The organism is Scandinavium lactucae, from assembly GCF_033843265.1.
Lineage (GTDB): Bacteria > Pseudomonadota > Gammaproteobacteria > Enterobacterales > Enterobacteriaceae > Scandinavium > Scandinavium lactucae.
Map to the genome: position 1 here is coordinate 16,787 of NZ_JAWXRD010000036.1, position 17,543 is coordinate 34,329.

A 17,543-nucleotide genomic window follows, 5' to 3' on the forward strand; every position below is an offset into this window, starting at 1 on the left:
CCACGTCACGATGTCGGCAGATTCAGTGGCGCGCACGCCACATGAACCCGATGAGGCCTGAATCATGCACCTGTCCAGACATCCGACCAGTTATCCGACTCGTTACGAGGAAATTGCCGCCCGGCTCGAACAGGAACTGCGTAGCCAGTATCGCTGCGGGGACTATCTTCCTGCCGAACATCAGCTGGCCGCCCGCTTTGACGTCAACCGCCACACCCTGCGCCGCGCCATCGATCAACTGGTGGAGAAAGGCTGGGTGCAGCGTCGGCAGGGGATAGGCGTGCTGGTGCTGATGCGCCCGTTCGACTACCCGCTCAACGCTCAGGCGCGCTTCAGCCAGAATTTACTCGATCAGGGCAGCCACCCCACCAGCGAAAAACTGCTCTCGGTGCTACGCCCGGCCTCCAGCCATGTCGCCGACGCGTTAGGGATTCAGGAAGGCGATAACGTCATTCACCTGCGGACTCTGCGTCGGGTCAATGGCATCGCACTGTGCCTTATCGATCACTATTTCTCGGACATGCGCTTCTGGCCTGCGCTTCAGCGCTTCGACAGCGGCTCGTTGCACGATTTTCTACAACACGAACTGGCTCTGACCCTGAAACGCACGCAAACGCGCATCAGCGCCCGTCGTGCCCAGGCCAAAGAGAGCAAGGTTCTGGAAATCCCCAATATGTCGCCGCTGCTTTGCGTGCGCACCCTGAACCATCGTGATGGCGAGGCCAACGCGACGGAATACTCCGTCAGCCTGACCCGCGCCGACATGATTGAATTCACCATGGAGCACTGAATGCCTTTTGATACCGCCACTCGCCAGCGCTGGATGTCGGCCCTTGCCCACAGCGACCCGGCGCAGCTTGCCGCCCGGATGCAGGCGCTGAAGCTGTCCCCGGAGTATGAAATTCTCCGCGCCCCGGAAAGCGGGCTGGTGCAAATCCAGGCGCGAATGGGGGCCACCGGATCACGTTTCTTCGCCGGAGATGCCACGCTCACCCGCGCCACAGTGCGTTTGAGCGACGGCACCCTGGGCTACAGCTGGGTGTTGGGTCGCGACAAAGCCCACGCCGAACGCTGTGCCGCACTCGATGCGCTGCTGCAAACCCAGAGCCAGTTCCAGGCGCTGATGGAAACTCTCATTGCCCCGCTGGAAGCCGAGCGCGAAGCGCGCCTCGCTGCCCGCCACGCTGAAGTGAACGCCAGCCGGGTCGACTTCTTTACCTTAGTGCGTGGAGACAACGCATGACGCTACAAACCGCTTTCCCGCTTCCGGTGCAGGATGCCCAACACAGTTTCCGTCGTCTGCTCAAAGCCATGAGCGAGCCGGGGGTAATCGTCTCGCTGCATCAGCATAAACACGGCTGGCAGCCGCTCTCCCCGGCCACCACCAGCGTACTGCTAACCCTGGCGGATAACGACACCCCCGTGTGGCTGTCGGCCTCGGTGGATAACGATATTGCCCGCCAGAATCTGCGTTTTCATACTAATGCGCCGTTGGTCAGCCAGCCGCAGCACGCGCTGTTTGCGGTGACCGATGCGTCGATCAGTAGCGAACAGCTTAACGCCCTGTCGACAGGCAGCGCCATCGCCCCGGAAACCAGCGCCACGCTGATTGTCCAGCTCAGCAGTTTGAGCGGTGGCCGGATGCTGCGCCTCACCGGGGCGGGCATCAACGAAGAGCGGATGATCGCCCCGCAACTGCCGGAATGCATCCTTCACGAGCTGACCGAGCGCCCGCACCCGTTCCCGCTGGGCGTGGATCTGCTCCTCACCTGCGGCGATCGCCTGCTGGCTATTCCGCGCACCACGCACGTGGAGGTTTGCTGATGTACGTTGCCGTCAAAGGGGGCGAAAAGGCGATCGCCGCCGCACACGCCCTACAGGATCAGAAACGCCGCGGTGATACGCAGCTTCCCGAGCTGAGCGTGGCACAAATTGAACAGCAGCTGAATCTGGCCGTCGATCGGGTGATGACCGAAGGGGGTATCGCCGACCGCGAACTGGCGGCCCTGGCGCTGAAACAGGCCAGCGGCGATAACGTCGAAGCTATTTTTCTGCTCCGCGCCTACCGCACCACGCTGCCGCGTCTGGCGGTGAGCGAGCCGATTAACACCGCCGACATGCGCCTCGAACGCCGTATCTCAGCGGTGTACAAAGACGTGCCCGGCGGCCAACTGCTCGGCCCAACCTACGATTACACCCACCGCCTGCTCGATTTTACCCTGCTGGCGAACGGCGAAACGCCGAAGGTTGCCACCAGCGTAGAGCCGCCTGCCGTCTCCCCGCACGTGTTCAGCCTGTTGACGCGCCAGGGGCTGGCCAACGTAGAAGAAGATTGCGGTGAAACGCCGGACGATATCACCCGCACCCCGCCGGTTTACCCCTGCTCACGCGCCTCGCGTCTGCAACAGCTGATGCGCGGTGATGAAGGGTATCTGCTGGCACTGGCCTACTCCACGCAGCGTGGCTATGGCCGTAACCACCCGTTCGCCGGGGAGATCCGCAGCGGCCACGTTGAGGTGGAGATTGTGCCGGAAGAGCTTGGATTTGCGGTGAACGTCGGCGAACTGCTGGTGACCGAATGCGAAATGGTGAACGGTTTCGTCGCCCCGGAAGAGGTTGTCCCCCACTTTACGCGCGGCTACGGGCTGGTGTTTGGCCTCAGCGAGCGGAAAGCGATGGCGATGGCGCTGATGGACCGCGCGCTACAGGCCCCAGACTACGACGAACATATCGCAGGCCCGGCGCAGGACCAAGAGTTTGTGCTGGCCCACGCCGATAACGTCGAAGCCGCCGGGTTCGTCTCACACCTCAAGCTTCCGCACTATGTCGATTTCCAGGCCGAACTGGAACTGCTCAAACGCCTGCAACAGGAGCGCAATCGTGGCTAATCTCAGCGGCTATAACTTCGCGTATCTCGACGAACAGACCAAGCGCATGATCCGCCGCGCGATCCTGAAAGCCGTCGCCATTCCGGGCTATCAGGTGCCGTTCGGCGGGCGTGAAATGCCGATGCCTTACGGTTGGGGAACCGGTGGCATTCAGCTCACCGCCAGCGTGATCGGCGAAGCCGACGTGCTGAAAGTGATCGACCAGGGTGCAGATGACACCACCAACGCCGTCTCTATCCGCAACTTTTTCAAACGCGTCACCGGGGTGAATACCACCGATGTGACCTCCGACGCGACGCTGATCCAGACCCGCCACCGGATCCCGGAAACGCCGCTGACCGAAGATCAGATCCTTATCTTCCAGGTGCCGATCCCGGAACCGCTGCGCTTTATCGAACCGCGTGAAACCGAAACACGCACCATGCACGCCCTGGAAGAGTACGGCGTGATGCAGGTGAAACTGTACGAAGACATCGCCCGCTTCGGCCATATCGCCACCACCTACGCCTACCCGGTGAAGGTCAACGATCGCTACGTAATGGATCCCTCACCGATCCCAAAATTCGATAACCCGAAAATGGATCGGATGCCCGCGTTGCAGCTGTTCGGTGCCGGACGCGAAAAACGCATCTATGCCGTGCCGCCGTACACCAAAGTGGAAAGCCTCGATTTCGACGATCACCCGTTTACGGTGCAGGCCTGGGACGACCCCTGCGCCATCTGCGGCTCACGCCACAGCTATCTCGATGAAGTGGTGCTCGATGATACCGGCAAACGGATGTTTGTCTGTTCCGATACCGATTACTGCCGCCAACAGAGCGAGGCGTTAAGTCAATGAATCAGCCGTTACTTTCGGTCAATAACCTGACCCATCTTTATGCGCCGGGCAAAGGCTTCAGCGACGTCTCATTCGAGCTTTATCCGGGTGAAGTGCTGGGAATTGTCGGTGAATCCGGCTCCGGCAAAACGACCCTGCTAAAGTCCATTTCCGCACGACTCGCGCCGCAGCAGGGTGAGGTCGTGTATCAGACTCAGTCCCTGTACGGCATGTCGGAAGGCGAACGCCGCCGTCTGCTGCGCACCGAATGGGGCGTGGTGCATCAGCATCCCATGGACGGCCTGCGGCGTCAGGTGTCGGCGGGAGGCAATATTGGCGAACGCCTGATGGCCACCGGCGCACGCCACTACGGCAACATCCGTGAGACCGCAGCGCAATGGCTGGAGGCGGTCGAAATCCCCTCCTCGCGCATTGATGAGCTACCGACCACCTTCTCCGGCGGGATGCAACAGCGTCTGCAAATCGCCCGCAACCTGGTCACTCATCCGAAGCTGGTATTTATGGACGAGCCGACCGGCGGCCTGGACGTATCGGTTCAGGCACGCTTGCTCGACCTGCTGCGCGGCCTGGTGGTGGAACTGGATCTGGCGGTGGTGATTGTCACCCATGATTTGGGCGTGGCGCGCCTGCTGGCGGACCGCCTGATGGTGATGAAAGCCGGTCAGGTGGTGGAAAGTGGATTAACCGATCGCGTGCTCGACGACCCGCTTCATCCGTACACCCAGCTGCTGGTCTCCTCCGTTTTGCAGAACTGACTGTTGCCTGATGGCGCACATGAGTAGGCCGGATAAGGCATCAGCCGCCATCCGGCAATCATAAATAAGAGGCCAACATGATTCGCGTTGAAAATCTGAGTAAAACCTTCGTCCTGCATCACCAAAACGGGATCCATCTGCCGGTGCTTTACAAAGCCTCGCTAACGGTCAGCGCCGGAGAGTGCGTGGTGCTGCACGGCCATTCGGGCAGCGGAAAATCGACCCTCCTGCGCTCGCTGTATGCCAACTATCTGCCCGATGAAGGCCACATTCACATTAAGCACGGTGATGAATGGGTGGACTTAGTCACCGCCCCGGCGCGCAAAGTGCTGGAAGTGCGCAAAGGCACCATCGGCTGGGTCAGCCAGTTTCTGCGGGTGATCCCGCGCATTTCGGCCCTCGATGTGGTGATGCAGCCACTGCTTGATTTAGGCGTGCCGAAGGAGACGTGCCGCGCGAAAGCCGCCAGCCTGCTCACACGTCTCAACGTGCCGGAGCGACTGTGGCATCTCGCGCCGTCGACCTTTTCCGGCGGCGAACAGCAGCGGGTGAACATCGCCCGTGGCTTCGTGGTCGATTACCCGATTCTGCTGCTGGACGAACCTACCGCCTCGCTGGATGCCAAAAATAGCGCCGCGGTGGTTGAGCTTATCGACGAAGCCAAAGCACGCGGTGCGGCCATCGTCGGCATTTTCCATGATCACGCGGTGCGCACTCGCGTCGCCGACCGTCTACACCCGATGGGAACCGCAGCATGATTATCAACAACGTGAAGTTAGTGCTTGAAGATGAAGTGGTTCACGGTTCGGTCGACGTGCAGGATGGCGTGATCCGCACCTTCGCACAAACCCAGAGCCAAAGCCCGCAGGCAATGGACGGCGAAGGCGGCTGGCTGCTGCCGGGCCTAATCGAGCTGCACACCGATAATCTGGATAAATTCTTCACCCCGCGCCCGAAAGTCGACTGGCCCGCGCATTCGGCGATGAGCAGCCACGACGCGCTGATGGTGGCGAGCGGGATCACTACCGTGCTGGACGCGGTGGCGATTGGTGACGTGCGCGACGGCGGCGACCGGCTGGAAAATTTAGAGAAGATGATCAACGCCATTGAAGACACGCAAAAGCGCGGCCTGAACCGCGCCGAGCACCGGCTGCATCTGCGCTGCGAGCTGCCGCACTTCACCACCCTGCCGCTGTTCGAAAAGCTGGTCGACCGCGAGCTGGTGTCGCTGGTGTCACTGATGGATCATTCGCCGGGCCAGCGTCAATACGCCGACCGTTCCAAATATCGCGAATACTATCAGGGCAAATATCATCTGACCGATGAACAGATGGTACGTTTTGAAGAAGATCAGCTGGCGCTTGCCGCCGAATGGTCACAGCCGAACCGAATGGCGATTTCTGCGGCCTGCCGGGCGCGCGATATCGCGCTCGCCAGCCACGATGATGCCACCCCTGCGCATGTGGTCGAATCCCATCACATTGGCAGCGTGATCGCCGAGTTTCCTACCACCTTCGCCGCGGCAGAGTCCTCACGGGAGCATGGCATGAACGTGCTGATGGGCGCGCCGAACATCGTGCGCGGTGGGTCTCACTCCGGCAACGTGGCAGCGCATGAACTGGCCTCACGCGGACTGCTGGATATTCTCTCCTCCGACTATTATCCCGCCAGCCTGCTCGACGCGGCGTTCCGCATCGCCGACGACGCCCGCAACGCCTACAACCTGCCGCAGGCCATTCATCTGGTGACGCGCAACCCGGCCCGGGCGCTGAATCTGTCCGACCGGGGAACGATTGCCGAAGGTAAACGCGCCGATCTGGTCCTGGCTCATCGCAAAGGTGACCACGTGCATATCGACCACGTTTGGCGTCAGGGCAAGAGGGTCTTCTGATGACGGGACGGCTTATCTGGTTAGTCGGGCCCTCCGGGTCCGGGAAGGACAGTCTGCTGGCGGCGTTACGTCAGCAGGAGCACGCGCAGATGCTGATCGCGCATCGCTACATCACCCGCCCGGCCAGCGCGGGCAGTGAAAACCATATCGCCCTGAGCGAACACGAATTTTTCACCCGCGCCGAGCGCCAACTGTTCGCCCTGAGCTGGCACGCTAACAATCTTTATTACGGGGTGGGGATCGAAATCGACGTCTGGCTGCATGCGGGTTTTGACGTCGTGGTCAACGGCTCACGCGCCCATTTAGCGCAAACCAAAGCCCGCTATGGCGCAGCTTTACTGCCCGTGTGTTTGCAGGTCTCGCCCGACGTGCTGCGCCAACGCCTGCAACAGCGCGGGCGTGAAACGGAGCAGGAGATTGTGCAGCGTCTGGATCGGGCCGCACGCTACACGCTCAACGACTGTTTAACGCTAAACAATGACGGCAGTCTGCTACAGTCTGTGGAGACTTTTTTGCGCCTGATACGCGCCCACGGCAACCAGAAAGAGAGCCAGCATGTCCTGTGAACTTCGCCGCGCCACCCTCGATGACACCGATGCGGTGTACGGCCTTATCTGTGAACTGAAACAGAAAGCGTATGATCGACAGACCTTCGCGACGGGTTTTGCCGCGAACCTTAACAATCCGGCCCAGTGCTATCAACTGGCGTGGGTCAACGGCGAAGTCGTCGGGCTTATCGGTCTGCAAGTCATGTTCCCGCTGAACCAGAACTGCTGGATTGGTGAAATTCAGGAGCTGGTTATTCTGCCGCAGATGCGCGGCCTGAATATCGGCCAGCAGTTATTAAGGTGGGCGGAAGACGAAGCTCGTCGCAGGGGCGCGAGCCTGATGGAGCTGTCGAGCGGTAAAGTCCGCCCCGACGCGCACCGTTTTTACCTGCGCGAAGGTTATCAGCAGAGCCATTTCCGTTTCAAAAAGCCCCTGTAGGCACGGGTTTTGTAGGCCCGGCAAACGCAGTGCCGCCGGGCGTTATCTGAGGAACGCCATATGACCCTGACCCTACGCTTAACCGGCACCGGCGGCGCACAACTGGTGCCGGTCTTTGGCTGCGACTGCGCGGCGTGCCGTCGGGCGCGGCAGGACGGCTCCCATCGCCGCCGTCCGTGCAGTGCAGAGGTGCGTTATAACGATGCGGTCACCCTGCTGGATGCGGGTATTCCCGACCTGATGGACCACTATCCCGCTGGCAGCTTCCGCCAGTTTTTACTCACTCATTATCATATGGATCACGTCCAGGGCCTGTTCCCGTTGCGCTGGGGCATAGGTGAAAAGATCCCGGTTTACGGCCCGCCGGATGAACAGGGCTGCGATGATTTATTCAAACATCCGGGCCTGCTCGATTTCAGCCATACCGTCGAGCCGTTCGTCACCTTCGACCTGCAAGGCCTGCGTGTCACGCCGCTGCCGCTGATCCATTCAAAACTCACCTTCGGCTACCTGCTGGAATCAGCTCATAGCCGGGTGGCGTGGTTGTCGGATACCGCCGGGCTGCCGGAAAAAACGTTGAAATATCTGCTGAACAATCATCCGCAGGTAATGATTATCGACTGTAGTCACCAACCCAAAGCGCAAACCCCGCGTAACCATTGCGATCTGAATGCCGTGCTGGCGATCAACGCGATCGTGCGCTGCCCGCGCATTATCCTGACCCATATCAGCCATCAGTTTGACCTGTGGTTAATGGATAATTCACTGCCGGAAGGTGTTGAAGCGGGGTATGACGGGATGACGGTCATGCTGGATTAACGCCCGGCAACCAACCGGGCGGATAGAATTACTTCGCCAGTTTGGCGATCAGGTCCTGACGAGACGGCGACCAGGCCGTCAGCACCACCCCCGGCGCATCCGGGTGACAGGTAATATTGTGCGGCTGATTGGGCGGGACGCGCATCGCTTCCCCGGCCCGCAGCGTTGTGACCTCGCCATCACACATAAAATCCAGCACACCGCTCACCACATAATTCACTTCTTCGTGGGGATGCTGATGGATGCTCGCCACCGCCCCCGCCTGGATAGCCAACTCTGCCACCGTCAGCTCATCACTATTGCTGAGGATCTGGATTGCCACATCGCCAAATTGCAGCGTATTTTCCTGTTTGCTCATTGTTATACCTTCCTGTTTTGAATGTTGTGACGTTTTGCTTTTGCTTCAGATAGCACCCGCTACTAACCAGATGCCGCAGAGCGCCGAGACGGCACCCAGCAGCCGAAGTACCCGGTCGCCGACGGCCATTTTTTGCAAGGTGTGCGCACCAAGCGCCCCGACGATATGCAGCGCGGCGGTGGTACTCATAAAACCCACGGTATAGAGCGTTTTGTTTTGCAAAACCGGCATTTCGTAGCCGTGCGCGTAGCCGTGGCAAATACCAAACAGCCCGGTGGCACAGGCCGCCAACGCCAGTGGCAGACGTTGTTTAGCAGCGATGGCAAGTCCCAGCAACAGCACTGACAGCGACACGCCGACTTCAGTGGCGGGCAACTCAACATGCTCAAATCCGAGTAACCCGCCGAAAAACATGAAGCAGACAAACGCCAGAGGTACTAACCCTATCGCGCGGCCCCCTAGCTGCACGCTCCATGCACCCACGGCAATCATCGCCAGCAGATGATCGACGCCACTCAACGGATGCCACCAGCCCGCACTGTTCCCGGCATGGGCCCAGGCGCTTTGCGGCAGTAATATCAGGCTTAGCATGACTGCAATCAGACCGTTCATGATGAGCGCCTTTCCCCGATATCGAGGGTCACCGATGCCCACAGACTCTGCCAGTCAGCGTCCGGATTTTCGGCTGGCACCATATCGACTGCGCTAAACAACCACACACCCGGCTCCGGCAGCGCAATCGCCACCTCTCCTTGCGCGTTGCTAACGGCCTTCAGCAGATAGCGTTTCTTACCCTGCAACTGCGCTTTGATTTGCGCACCGACCAACGGCTTCCCATCGCGTAATAACCGCAACCGATAAGGCTGGCCGGGCTGATAGCCGAAGGGTTCCGTGAGCGGGATAACCTCCAGCGGTTGGCCGAGCGGTTGATCGAATCCCGCACTTTTCCCGTCGACCAAAATGATGCTTTTCCCACATCGGGAAAAGAGCTCGGTGGCAGGCTCTGCGGAATCACTCTCCTGCTGACGCTGGTGAATGACCTTCGTTAGCCCCTCCTCCTCGAGATACGCGTTAAACTCCGATGCTGGCAGGGTGATTTTGGCCTCATTGGTCCGCAGTGCCACTACCGTCGCGCCGCTGGCACGTGGCCGCAAATGCCCAATAACCCGCGAGTTATCCCGGCCACTGACCGCGTATTTTCCCCGGGCATCACGGGCGATAAACGTCGATATCAACCCCGGAAATCTAACCGACTGCTTCCCAGGTAAACCGCTTCCGATACGCAGTTCGAACACGACCTGTTCACCGGTGCGACTTTGGGCATTGTGAGGAATCATCCAGAATTCATGGGCCTGTACTGCCGTGACGCTGAACAGACTCAGCGTCACGACCATGACCCCACGTGTTAACGCCATAAAAGGGTGTTTCATCAGGACATCATTCCCTTATTTCAACGTCACAGGGATAACATACGGAAAGTCCTGGCTATAACGTTTCAGGCTAGCAACCGCCTGATCGGTGGGCTGACCAATCAACAGGCTGAGCATGGCGCTCATGGCATCGTCATCCAGACTGCGTCCGTTACGTTTTTCGGCGCTAAAGACCGCTTTTTCACCAACCTGATAGGTCAGGACATCCGGCACCAGCATCTTTGCCACCTTGTCGCCATACACAAAAGGGGCGGCCTGCGAGTGCGCCATGGCGCTGGCCCGCGCCGTGCGTGCAGAGACAAAATTCTTCATATCGTCACTGTTTTGCGGGCGGCTTTCATCGTGTTCACGTTTCAGGGCCGCATTTTCAAACAGCATAATGTGCGAGAACAGCGGGTTAGCGGAATATTGCACCTGTTTCCAGACATTATTACTGTGGAAATCGGTGGTCATGTACACGCTGATTTTGGCTGCCAGCAGCTTATTGGGCACGTCGAGAACAATGGCCCCGCAGTTGCGTGCGGCAAAGATGTTTTTGCCCTGGGTTGATTTCCAGACGGTGGGATCGTATTTCCCTTGCGCCAAATCTTTCCGGAACTGATGCAGCCCCGGCGAATTCCCGGTAAAGGGATCCTGAGCGGCCCCGGTCCAGATTTTTAGGCCATTACCCAGCATGACACCTTGATGCGCCGCCCCTTTACCCAGCATTTCACCTGTCGCCCCTACCGGACTGTCGGCGGTATTTTGCTGATAGACGGTAACATTCCCCTGCTTATCAAACTTGAAGGTAAAGGTTTTCCCCTGTTTATAATCAGCAGATTCGGCGATGTGAATATTATAAAGTGCGTCGGGGTTGAACACGCCACCCGCGCCGATTGTCGGTGCGTTATTTACCGTCATCACCAGCGTGGTATATCCGGCAGTAGATGACGGAAACACGAAATTATCCAGCTGGTTTAATGTCGGCGTTTGAATGGATTGTGCGTTTTCAAAATGATGGCTGGCAACAGCCAGCGGCGATAACACCATGGTTGACAGAATAACGGCCAGGCTGGCCTTTTTTGATATAGACATTGTTTCATCCTTAAAAAGGAACTGTGATAGGGATCACGGGATATATCACAGTCCAAAGATCGCGGTATAAGAGGAATTATTATTTATAGATTACCGCTGTTGCCCTGATGTCGGCGCTCATCCCAGTACGTTCTAAAGAGGTAATATGGTAATGGCCAGCGCCCTTCTGATCGGCTTCTTTGCTCAGTGCAGCCATCGCTTCTTCAAAGGTGCCATTTTTGACATTTACCGAGATGTTGCCGATTTTCTCGTTCATATTCGCCATTTCCGTGTCACGAATTTCGGTTGCCGCAAATGACAGCGTGCTCACAGACATCAACGCTGCAAAAACAATTTTTTTATTGATGATCATGCTTACCTTCCTGTGTTTTCCGTTGTGGCAGAGGCTTCATTACCCGCTGCTCACAATCAACACTAGTTAAGCACTTCGTGTTTTGTATCACCAAAGATTCAACAAACTATAACAAAAATTTTAATGTTTACTTTTAAATAAAATAATAATTGCAGCACCGGCAAGGATGTGAGAGTGATTTAAATTGATGATAGGTAATATCTTTAAAATCCGATCATGACTTCGTCTGCATTGTGTGGAATAGTCACTACAGGAGCACCAGATAAATATAACTACGGATATAAGAACAACGCCTATGATTATTACCGTGCTAATAATACCCTTATCTCTGCCAACATTGTTTTTTACGCTGTTTTATTATGTGTCGCAGTGTCGTTGGTTAATGTCGATAACCCATTTAGCGGCTCTCCGACACTGGCAATACTTTTCTGCGGAAATATGCCTGACACTGCTAATCACACTGGCCGTGATTAGCCTGCTGTCCGCCGCGCTGACCGGGTTACTGGTGATGTTACTCAATCAGAAGATGCCCCCAGCAAGAAGATAGCGGACGTGGGTTACCGTTTTTGTGTGCCCCATTAAAAACGAGCCCCGACGTTCGGGGCCCGCTATGACGGTTACTTCTTCGCTTTATCGATCGCGCGGTTGTTTTCAAAGGCAACCGGATGTTGACGGTAGGCTTTGAGTCGCGGACGCATCCAGCTACTGCTGTTATTGTTGACCGCACTCACCACCCCGGTGGTCGCCCCGCCGCCGACCTGCACGTGGAAAATACCGCGCGCCGGGAAGTCCTGATATTTCGGCTGCGAGAAATCGAACGCGTGCCGGTTAAACAGCTCACGCGCCGTGTGGCCCATCATCGCGGCATGGACATCGAGGAAGTTGAGGTTGAGCAGCTTCTCATTAATGGCCTCGACCGAATCACCAATCTCCGGGTGGCCCATCAGATAGCTGCCGCCGGTGCCCCAGAACTGCGCTTCCATCTCGCCCACCTGCTCGGCCTGAGTTGCCAGACGGCTGGCCGGGATCTGCCACGGCATCACCGGTTTGCGCAAATGGCGACTCAGCGATGCACAGAAATCAAAGGTGCGGTCCCATTCGTTTGGCGAATAGCAATAGCCGTTGTTAAAGGCGCGACCCGTGAAGTCATCGGCTTCATAGCGGTCAGCGGCCATAAAATCAGCGCCTTTTGCGATCGCAGTTTGGCCATTAGCCTGTTGATATTCGGTGTCCTCAAAAACGCCCACCAGCAGCGCGTAATCGGCGCTCAGTTTGCCCGCCAGTTCCGGGGTAATGGTCATTTTTTTATGCTGACCGTCGGTGGCATCGAACACATCATCGTAGCTAAAGTCGTTGTAAACCCACTGCGAACCGCCGACGCTCCAGAGGTTAATCTGCCAGCCGAGCACCACGTCCGGAGCCACCACGCGTACCAGCCAGTTCACCGCTTTGATGTAGCCTTTCAGCGTGTCGGTGATCCCCGCCGGGATCGCTACGTTTACACCGTGATGAGCCATGGCATCAGACAACGGCTTGCGCACCGGAATCGGGTAGGTCGGCGCATAGCCATACTTCTGACATTCGCCCAGATAATCCGGGTTGACGATATAGCCCGCCGGAACCGGGTGGGTCGCATCTTTGGTCGCCTGCGCCATTTTCAGCGACTGGATAAAGTTGGCAAAACTGTACTGATGGCGAACCGGATCTTTAATGATATTCGGCACATCGCCTAGCGACAGGTTACAGGTGTAAGACACCATGAACGGGATCACCGTATCGTCGGTTTTAGCAGAGACATTGCGTGCCATTTCGATAATTTTCGAGGTCGGTTCTTTGGCCGGATCGAGATAACCGCCCGCATCGCCCATGCCATCATCTCCGGAATATTTAAATACCGAGGTTACGCGCGCTTCGGCTAAGTCATCCACGTTGCTCGGCGACATATCCGCGCAGCCACCAAAGGTCAGGTAGTCCGGGAAACCTTTGACCCGCAGGTTGGCCCCTTCGACGATATTCACGTTCAGTTGAACGGGGGTATTGGCCTTCACCACCAGCGGATTTGGGCTGACATCCACATAATATACCGTGCCATTGTTGACGAATGAGCCCGTTTCAATGGTGTAGGTATCCGGGATCAGCGCCACGGTTTGCGGGGAGGTTGCCTGCATCGCCGGAATATTGTCGAACTGATAGCGACGTGGAGTCGCCGCGCCATTGCTGAGGTGTAAATCAAAGGTGGTCGACAGCGCTTTCTCCGCGCTGACGTGCAGGGTGAGCTTCGCCGCCCCGGTTAATGATTCATTAGTCTGATGAACCTGCGCCCGGGTCAGTTTCACCTCATGATATTGACCGTTGAGCTGGCCGGATAATTCATCAAAGGTGTAAGCCACGTTATTCAGTTTGAGCGCACGGGCTTGCAGGGCGAAACGGCCCGTCGCAGGGCGTTGCTCAAGGCGCAGCGTCTCACCGGTGCGCAGGGACAGGCGCTGTGTTTCAACCCCATTTTCCAGATACGACAGCTGCAGGGCTTCGTTTTGCAGGCCTGGAATATCATCCAGACTAATAACAACGTCCAGGGTGGAGCTGTGCTGAACCGCACCAAAGGTGACATTGAGCGGCGTTTGGGCACCTTTGTTAATCACGACCTCATTAAGGTCGACATTAACCGGGGCACGCAGCGTGCCGTCTTCTGTTTTTAAATCGCTGGCCACCACGCTGTACGAGCCCGCAGGCAGCGAAACGGTCGACTGGCCCGGTTTCAGGGTCAGGTACTCGCTTTTTTCACCGCGCGTCAGGATAAGTTCCGCTGAAGACTGCTCCAGACCCGCAGGCAGCTGTGCGCATTTAACCACCAGGGAGCCGGTCACGTTAGGCTCTTCATCCGCCGCCGCCGAGAAGGTGTTACTGAAGGTCGACCAGTCCGGGGCGGTATCAGAAGACTTATTCAGCCCCATATGGATATTGGTGATGGCGCTGCCGATAGGCTGTCCGTCAGTGGGGACCAGCGTAACTTTGATATCAAAAATGCCATTGCTGATTTCGCTGGATTCTACTTGTGAATCGAAGGCATACCACGGATCGGAAGATACTGTAATATCACCAGAAGTCATTTTACCTGGCGCTGTAAATTGTAATACCAGTTTTTTATTGATATTGGCTTTATCGCCAGACAGGGTTTTTAAATCTTTAATTTCGACAGTGGGGTACCAGCTGTCATTATTAACTTGCAGAGTAAAGTTAAGTTGCATGATATACCTTCGTTTAGAGAGTTAGACGTTGGGTGCTACAGCCATTCCGTATTGTCTCCGGCGGCTTGATAGCGAATATCTTATTAACGAAGGTGGGGGATGTAATGTCATTAACTATCAAAAAACACATGTGCGCTATCATGTGTTTTTTTATCTTCAATGAGGGCAATCATTTTTAATGATATTAATAATCATCGTCCAGACGCCGTTCATCATCTTCTAACTGACGGCGATCCTGATCGAGCTGGCGCTGGCGGTCATCAAGCTGTCGGCGACGGTCTTCGAGTTGGCGACGGCGATCGTCATATTGCCGATCGCGGGGACGACTGTCAGCCTCAGCGTCGTCATGTGAATCATGATAAACCCGGTCGCTGTCGGGTTTGTAGGCATCGCCAATCGCCTGCTGGATGTTGCCAATGGCATCATCAATGATATCGGCATGTGCCTGGCCGGTCAGGGAGAGTGCGCCAAAAAGCAGCGCCATTGCGGTACGTTTCATCATGTCAGTCTCTGCGGTGGACTGACGCCAGCGTAATCCCCCCCCGGGGGTGCGGGTAGCGGAGAAATCTCAATTGCGAGCCTGACGCAGCGCCTGGGCAAGCTGAGCCCGGGTAAAGGGTTTGCGCAGCAGTTCGACGTCCGGAAGCTGAGGGTTGTGCAGCGGACGTAAATCCTGACCGCTTACCAGCAGCAGCGCCACCTGTGGGTGATACGTTTGGGCGTGATTCACCACCTCTGCCCCGCTGAGCCTGCCCGGTAGCATCAGGTCGCTTATCAACATGGCGATATCTTCCGACGCCGCCAGCATCGCCATCGCCTGTTCGCCGTCAGTCGCTTCCAGCGTCAGCCAACCCAGTTGGTGCAGCTGTTCGCATAAGGTCTGGCGCACATCGGCTTCGTCTTCCAGCACCAGTGCCAGCCGCTCGGCGGGCGGTGCTTCGACCACCACCTCTTCACGCACCCGCTCCACCGCATTCAGAGTCGAGCGCGGCAGCTGTAGCCGCACGGTGGTGCCCTGCCCCGGTGCACTTTCGATTTCTACCCGCCCGCCGGACTGGCGCACAAAGCCGTACACCATCGACAGGCCCAGCCCGGAGCCGCTGCCGGTCTGTTTGGTGGTGAAGAACGGTTCGAACACCTGCGTTTTTACGTCCTGCGACATGCCGCACCCGTGGTCAATCACCTCCAGCGCCACCATGTCCTGTTTGCGCCCGTCGCTGCGGTTCACCCGCTGATTCCAGGTACGAATTTTGATCACCCCAGCCTGCCCCTCCATCGCATCACGGGCGTTCATCACCAGGTTAATGATCGCGTTTTCGAGCTGGCCGACGTCAATCCATGCTGACCACGCCGGGGTTTGCGCTTCGATTTCCAGGCTCAGGGTGGCGGGCAGCGAGTGGCGCATCAGCTCACCGAGGTTTTCCAGCAGGCCTTTCATCTCTACCGCGTGAGGATGCAGCGACTGCTTTCGCGAGAACGCCAGCAAACGCTGGGTCAACAATGCCCCGCGCTCGGCGGCTTTCAGCGCCCGTGAGATGCGCGGCGCATCGATTTCGTTCGGTTTCACCAGTTCGAGACTGCCGATAATCACCGCCAGCAGATTGTTGAAATCATGTGCCAGACCGCCGGTCAACTGCCCGACTGCTTTCATCTTCTGGCTGTGCAGCAGCGCCTCTTCCAGACCCTGCCGTTCTATCCGGCCTATTTCCATCTGGGTGGTTTTTTCTTTAAGCAGCCGGGTGGTGTGTTCCAGCGAAGCCATATTGCGGGCGAACACGCTGAATGCCCGCGCCAGTTCCCCCAGTTCGTCCCGCCGCTGGAGCGCGGGCACCGATACATCCTGCTCGCCGTGGGCCAGTCGGGTCATCGCCGCCGAAATCGCGGTCAGGTTCGAGCCCAGATTGCGGTAGATATACCAGCCCGCAAAGCCGGTGATGACCAACGCCAACAGGGCAAAACTGAGAATCAAATCAATGATCGAACCCAGCTCACGATGACTCTGCGCCACCCGCAGTTCGGACGACTGCGCCACCTGCGCCACGTACTGATTAATGTCGTCATTGAGGATAGCCCCCAGCGCTTTAATGTGGAACATGTACCAGCTTATCGCCAAATCACTCTGTTCTAACTGCTGGGAAAGAGGGGCGAGTTTGCGCAGTTCGGCGTTAAAATCTGGCAAAATGTAAGCGATCGTCGGATCGGAGCTATGGGTCGGCAGGCTATACATCACCGTATCCAGCTGACGCACCGCCGCGCGCGGCGTCGGCGTCTCAATCGCGGCGGTTAACAGCCGGTCCATCTCCAACAGCAGGCGTCCGTCCAGCGAGCCTGCCCCCTTACGCTGGTTAATTTCGCTTAAATGGTGCAGGTAACTTTGATTCTGATACAGCGCACTGAGCAGCGAGTTACGCTCACGATGGCGCTGCTGACCGCGCTGCAACATGCCCGCCACGCTCTGCTGTAATTCATTGCTACGCTGAATGATTCGCCGCACCAGTTCCGGCTCGCGCTGTGCCAACGGGGCGGTGGCGAGTTGGCCCAGCGAATGCTGTAACGCCTTTTGTGTGGCCTGCAAACGCTCCGCTTCGCTTTTATATTCCAGCGCCCCGACCACCTGCGAGAGCCGCACCGCCGCCGTCGCCACGTTGGCGGTATCACGCGCCAGATTCATGCTGCCGGTCATGTCATTCACGGTCTGCTGCTGCACCTGCTCCTGGATTTGACTGGCATGACGAAACCCCAACACCGCCGCCGCACTGACCATCAACGTCACCGCCACCACCAGCACATTGAAGAACAGCAGGCGGCTGCGGGCGCTGGTCAGGAAGGACGTTCGGCGTAGTGGCATAGTGGCTCCGGCGAATAGTTTTCTCCCTCGACCCTATGGGAGGGGGATGTATTCA

The 17,543-nt window shown here is 57.5% G+C and carries 19 protein-coding genes; 11 read left to right on the forward strand and 8 right to left on the reverse strand.

What is annotated here, in order from left to right; translation table 11 throughout:
* Positions 1–64: 64 nt before the first annotated feature.
* The 11 genes from phnF (at position 65) to phnP (ending at position 8,178) form a co-directional block, all read left to right on the forward strand.
* Positions 65–790: a phosphonate metabolism transcriptional regulator PhnF gene (gene phnF, locus SIK69_RS15555; protein ID WP_319627692.1), complete on the forward strand. Its 726-nt coding sequence runs from the start codon at positions 65–67 to the stop codon at positions 788–790.
* Positions 791–1,243 (forward strand): phosphonate C-P lyase system protein PhnG, encoded by a 453-nt coding sequence (gene phnG, locus SIK69_RS15560; protein ID WP_319627691.1) that lies wholly within the window; start codon positions 791–793, stop codon positions 1,241–1,243.
* Positions 1,240–1,824, forward strand: a complete 585-nt coding sequence (gene phnH, locus SIK69_RS15565) for a phosphonate C-P lyase system protein PhnH (protein ID WP_319627690.1) — start codon at positions 1,240–1,242, stop codon at positions 1,822–1,824. Before phnG ends, phnH begins: the two co-directional genes overlap by 4 nt.
* A complete protein-coding gene (locus SIK69_RS15570; protein ID WP_319786488.1) occupies positions 1,824–2,888 on the forward strand; it encodes a carbon-phosphorus lyase complex subunit in 1,065 nt (354 codons plus the stop codon). The genes phnH and SIK69_RS15570 overlap by 1 nt, the downstream gene beginning before the upstream one ends.
* Positions 2,881–3,726 carry an alpha-D-ribose 1-methylphosphonate 5-phosphate C-P-lyase PhnJ gene (locus SIK69_RS15575; RefSeq protein ID WP_319627688.1) on the forward strand — a complete coding sequence of 282 codons (846 nt, stop codon included), beginning with the start codon at positions 2,881–2,883 and terminating at the stop codon, positions 3,724–3,726. The genes SIK69_RS15570 and SIK69_RS15575 overlap by 8 nt, the downstream gene beginning before the upstream one ends.
* The gene (gene phnK, locus SIK69_RS15580; RefSeq protein ID WP_319627687.1) at positions 3,723–4,481 is read left to right on the forward strand and encodes a phosphonate C-P lyase system protein PhnK; all 759 of its coding nucleotides are present in this window, start codon (positions 3,723–3,725) and stop codon (positions 4,479–4,481) included. The genes SIK69_RS15575 and phnK overlap by 4 nt, the downstream gene beginning before the upstream one ends.
* A gap of 77 nt (positions 4,482–4,558) precedes the next feature.
* Positions 4,559–5,239, forward strand: a complete 681-nt coding sequence (gene phnL / locus SIK69_RS15585; RefSeq protein ID WP_319786489.1) for a phosphonate C-P lyase system protein PhnL — start codon at positions 4,559–4,561, stop codon at positions 5,237–5,239.
* Complete coding sequence (phnM, locus tag SIK69_RS15590) at positions 5,236–6,372, forward strand: alpha-D-ribose 1-methylphosphonate 5-triphosphate diphosphatase (RefSeq protein WP_319627685.1); 1,137 nt, start codon at positions 5,236–5,238, stop codon at positions 6,370–6,372. Before phnL ends, phnM begins: the two co-directional genes overlap by 4 nt.
* Complete coding sequence (gene phnN, locus SIK69_RS15595; RefSeq protein ID WP_319627684.1) at positions 6,372–6,938, forward strand: ribose 1,5-bisphosphokinase; 567 nt, start codon at positions 6,372–6,374, stop codon at positions 6,936–6,938. The genes phnM and phnN overlap by 1 nt, the downstream gene beginning before the upstream one ends.
* Entirely contained in the window at positions 6,928–7,359 is a 432-nt protein-coding gene (phnO, locus tag SIK69_RS15600; protein ID WP_319627683.1) for an aminoalkylphosphonate N-acetyltransferase, read from the forward strand. Before phnN ends, phnO begins: the two co-directional genes overlap by 11 nt.
* A 60-nt stretch (positions 7,360–7,419) precedes the next feature.
* On the forward strand, positions 7,420–8,178 hold the full coding sequence (gene phnP / locus SIK69_RS15605) for a phosphonate metabolism protein PhnP (RefSeq protein ID WP_319627682.1): 759 nt from the start codon (positions 7,420–7,422) through the stop codon (positions 8,176–8,178).
* Positions 8,179–8,206: 28 nt separating this feature from the next.
* Here the strand turns inward: phnP and SIK69_RS15610 are convergent, their stop codons facing one another.
* The 8 genes from SIK69_RS15610 to SIK69_RS15645 form a co-directional block, all read right to left on the reverse strand.
* Positions 8,207–8,536: a cupin domain-containing protein gene (locus SIK69_RS15610; protein WP_319786490.1), complete on the reverse strand. Its 330-nt coding sequence runs from the start codon at positions 8,534–8,536 to the stop codon at positions 8,207–8,209.
* A gap of 45 nt (positions 8,537–8,581) precedes the next feature.
* The gene (locus SIK69_RS15615) at positions 8,582–9,148 is read right to left on the reverse strand and encodes a HupE/UreJ family protein (protein WP_319627680.1); all 567 of its coding nucleotides are present in this window, start codon (positions 9,146–9,148) and stop codon (positions 8,582–8,584) included.
* Positions 9,145–9,966 carry a DUF4198 domain-containing protein gene (locus SIK69_RS15620; protein ID WP_319627679.1) on the reverse strand — a complete coding sequence of 274 codons (822 nt, stop codon included), beginning with the start codon at positions 9,964–9,966 and terminating at the stop codon, positions 9,145–9,147. Before SIK69_RS15620 ends, SIK69_RS15615 begins: the two co-directional genes overlap by 4 nt.
* A 15-nt stretch (positions 9,967–9,981) precedes the next feature.
* Complete coding sequence (locus SIK69_RS15625) at positions 9,982–11,040, reverse strand: DUF4331 family protein (RefSeq protein WP_319627678.1); 1,059 nt, start codon at positions 11,038–11,040, stop codon at positions 9,982–9,984.
* Between the two features lie 79 nt (positions 11,041–11,119).
* Entirely contained in the window at positions 11,120–11,392 is a 273-nt protein-coding gene (locus SIK69_RS15630) for a YdgH/BhsA/McbA family protein (RefSeq protein ID WP_319627677.1), read from the reverse strand.
* Between the two features lie 617 nt (positions 11,393–12,009).
* Entirely contained in the window at positions 12,010–14,640 is a 2,631-nt protein-coding gene (locus SIK69_RS15635; protein ID WP_319627676.1) for a hypothetical protein, read from the reverse strand.
* A gap of 184 nt (positions 14,641–14,824) precedes the next feature.
* Positions 14,825–15,139 carry a DDRRRQL repeat protein YjdP gene (gene yjdP, locus SIK69_RS15640; protein ID WP_319786520.1) on the reverse strand — a complete coding sequence of 105 codons (315 nt, stop codon included), beginning with the start codon at positions 15,137–15,139 and terminating at the stop codon, positions 14,825–14,827.
* A 69-nt stretch (positions 15,140–15,208) separates the two neighbouring features.
* Positions 15,209–17,488 (reverse strand): ATP-binding protein, encoded by a 2,280-nt coding sequence (locus SIK69_RS15645; RefSeq protein WP_319786491.1) that lies wholly within the window; start codon positions 17,486–17,488, stop codon positions 15,209–15,211.
* Positions 17,489–17,543 lie beyond the last annotated feature (55 nt).

What these genes read in the sequence shown, in the direction of transcription:
- phnF (WP_319627692.1), top strand. Translation starts at nt 65, where the DNA reads ATGCACCTGTCCAGACATCCGACCAGTTATCCGACTCGTTACGAGGAA.
- phnG (WP_319627691.1), top strand. Translation starts at nt 791, where the DNA reads ATGCCTTTTGATACCGCCACTCGCCAGCGCTGGATGTCGGCCCTTGCC.
- phnH (WP_319627690.1), top strand. Translation starts at nt 1,240, where the DNA reads ATGACGCTACAAACCGCTTTCCCGCTTCCGGTGCAGGATGCCCAACAC.
- SIK69_RS15570 (WP_319786488.1), top strand. Translation starts at nt 1,824, where the DNA reads ATGTACGTTGCCGTCAAAGGGGGCGAAAAGGCGATCGCCGCCGCACAC.
- phnK (WP_319627687.1), top strand. Translation starts at nt 3,723, where the DNA reads ATGAATCAGCCGTTACTTTCGGTCAATAACCTGACCCATCTTTATGCG.
- phnL (WP_319786489.1), top strand. Translation starts at nt 4,559, where the DNA reads ATGATTCGCGTTGAAAATCTGAGTAAAACCTTCGTCCTGCATCACCAA.
- phnM (WP_319627685.1), top strand. Translation starts at nt 5,236, where the DNA reads ATGATTATCAACAACGTGAAGTTAGTGCTTGAAGATGAAGTGGTTCAC.
- phnN (WP_319627684.1), top strand. Translation starts at nt 6,372, where the DNA reads ATGACGGGACGGCTTATCTGGTTAGTCGGGCCCTCCGGGTCCGGGAAG.
- phnO (WP_319627683.1), top strand. Translation starts at nt 6,928, where the DNA reads ATGTCCTGTGAACTTCGCCGCGCCACCCTCGATGACACCGATGCGGTG.
- phnP (WP_319627682.1), top strand. Translation starts at nt 7,420, where the DNA reads ATGACCCTGACCCTACGCTTAACCGGCACCGGCGGCGCACAACTGGTG.
- SIK69_RS15610 (WP_319786490.1), bottom strand. Translation starts at nt 8,536, where the DNA reads ATGAGCAAACAGGAAAATACGCTGCAATTTGGCGATGTGGCAATCCAG.
- SIK69_RS15615 (WP_319627680.1), bottom strand. Translation starts at nt 9,148, where the DNA reads ATGAACGGTCTGATTGCAGTCATGCTAAGCCTGATATTACTGCCGCAA.
- SIK69_RS15620 (WP_319627679.1), bottom strand. Translation starts at nt 9,966, where the DNA reads ATGAAACACCCTTTTATGGCGTTAACACGTGGGGTCATGGTCGTGACG.
- SIK69_RS15625 (WP_319627678.1), bottom strand. Translation starts at nt 11,040, where the DNA reads ATGTCTATATCAAAAAAGGCCAGCCTGGCCGTTATTCTGTCAACCATG.
- SIK69_RS15630 (WP_319627677.1), bottom strand. Translation starts at nt 11,392, where the DNA reads ATGATCATCAATAAAAAAATTGTTTTTGCAGCGTTGATGTCTGTGAGC.
- SIK69_RS15635 (WP_319627676.1), bottom strand. Translation starts at nt 14,640, where the DNA reads ATGCAACTTAACTTTACTCTGCAAGTTAATAATGACAGCTGGTACCCC.
- yjdP (WP_319786520.1), bottom strand. Translation starts at nt 15,139, where the DNA reads ATGAAACGTACCGCAATGGCGCTGCTTTTTGGCGCACTCTCCCTGACC.
- SIK69_RS15645 (WP_319786491.1), bottom strand. Translation starts at nt 17,488, where the DNA reads ATGCCACTACGCCGAACGTCCTTCCTGACCAGCGCCCGCAGCCGCCTG.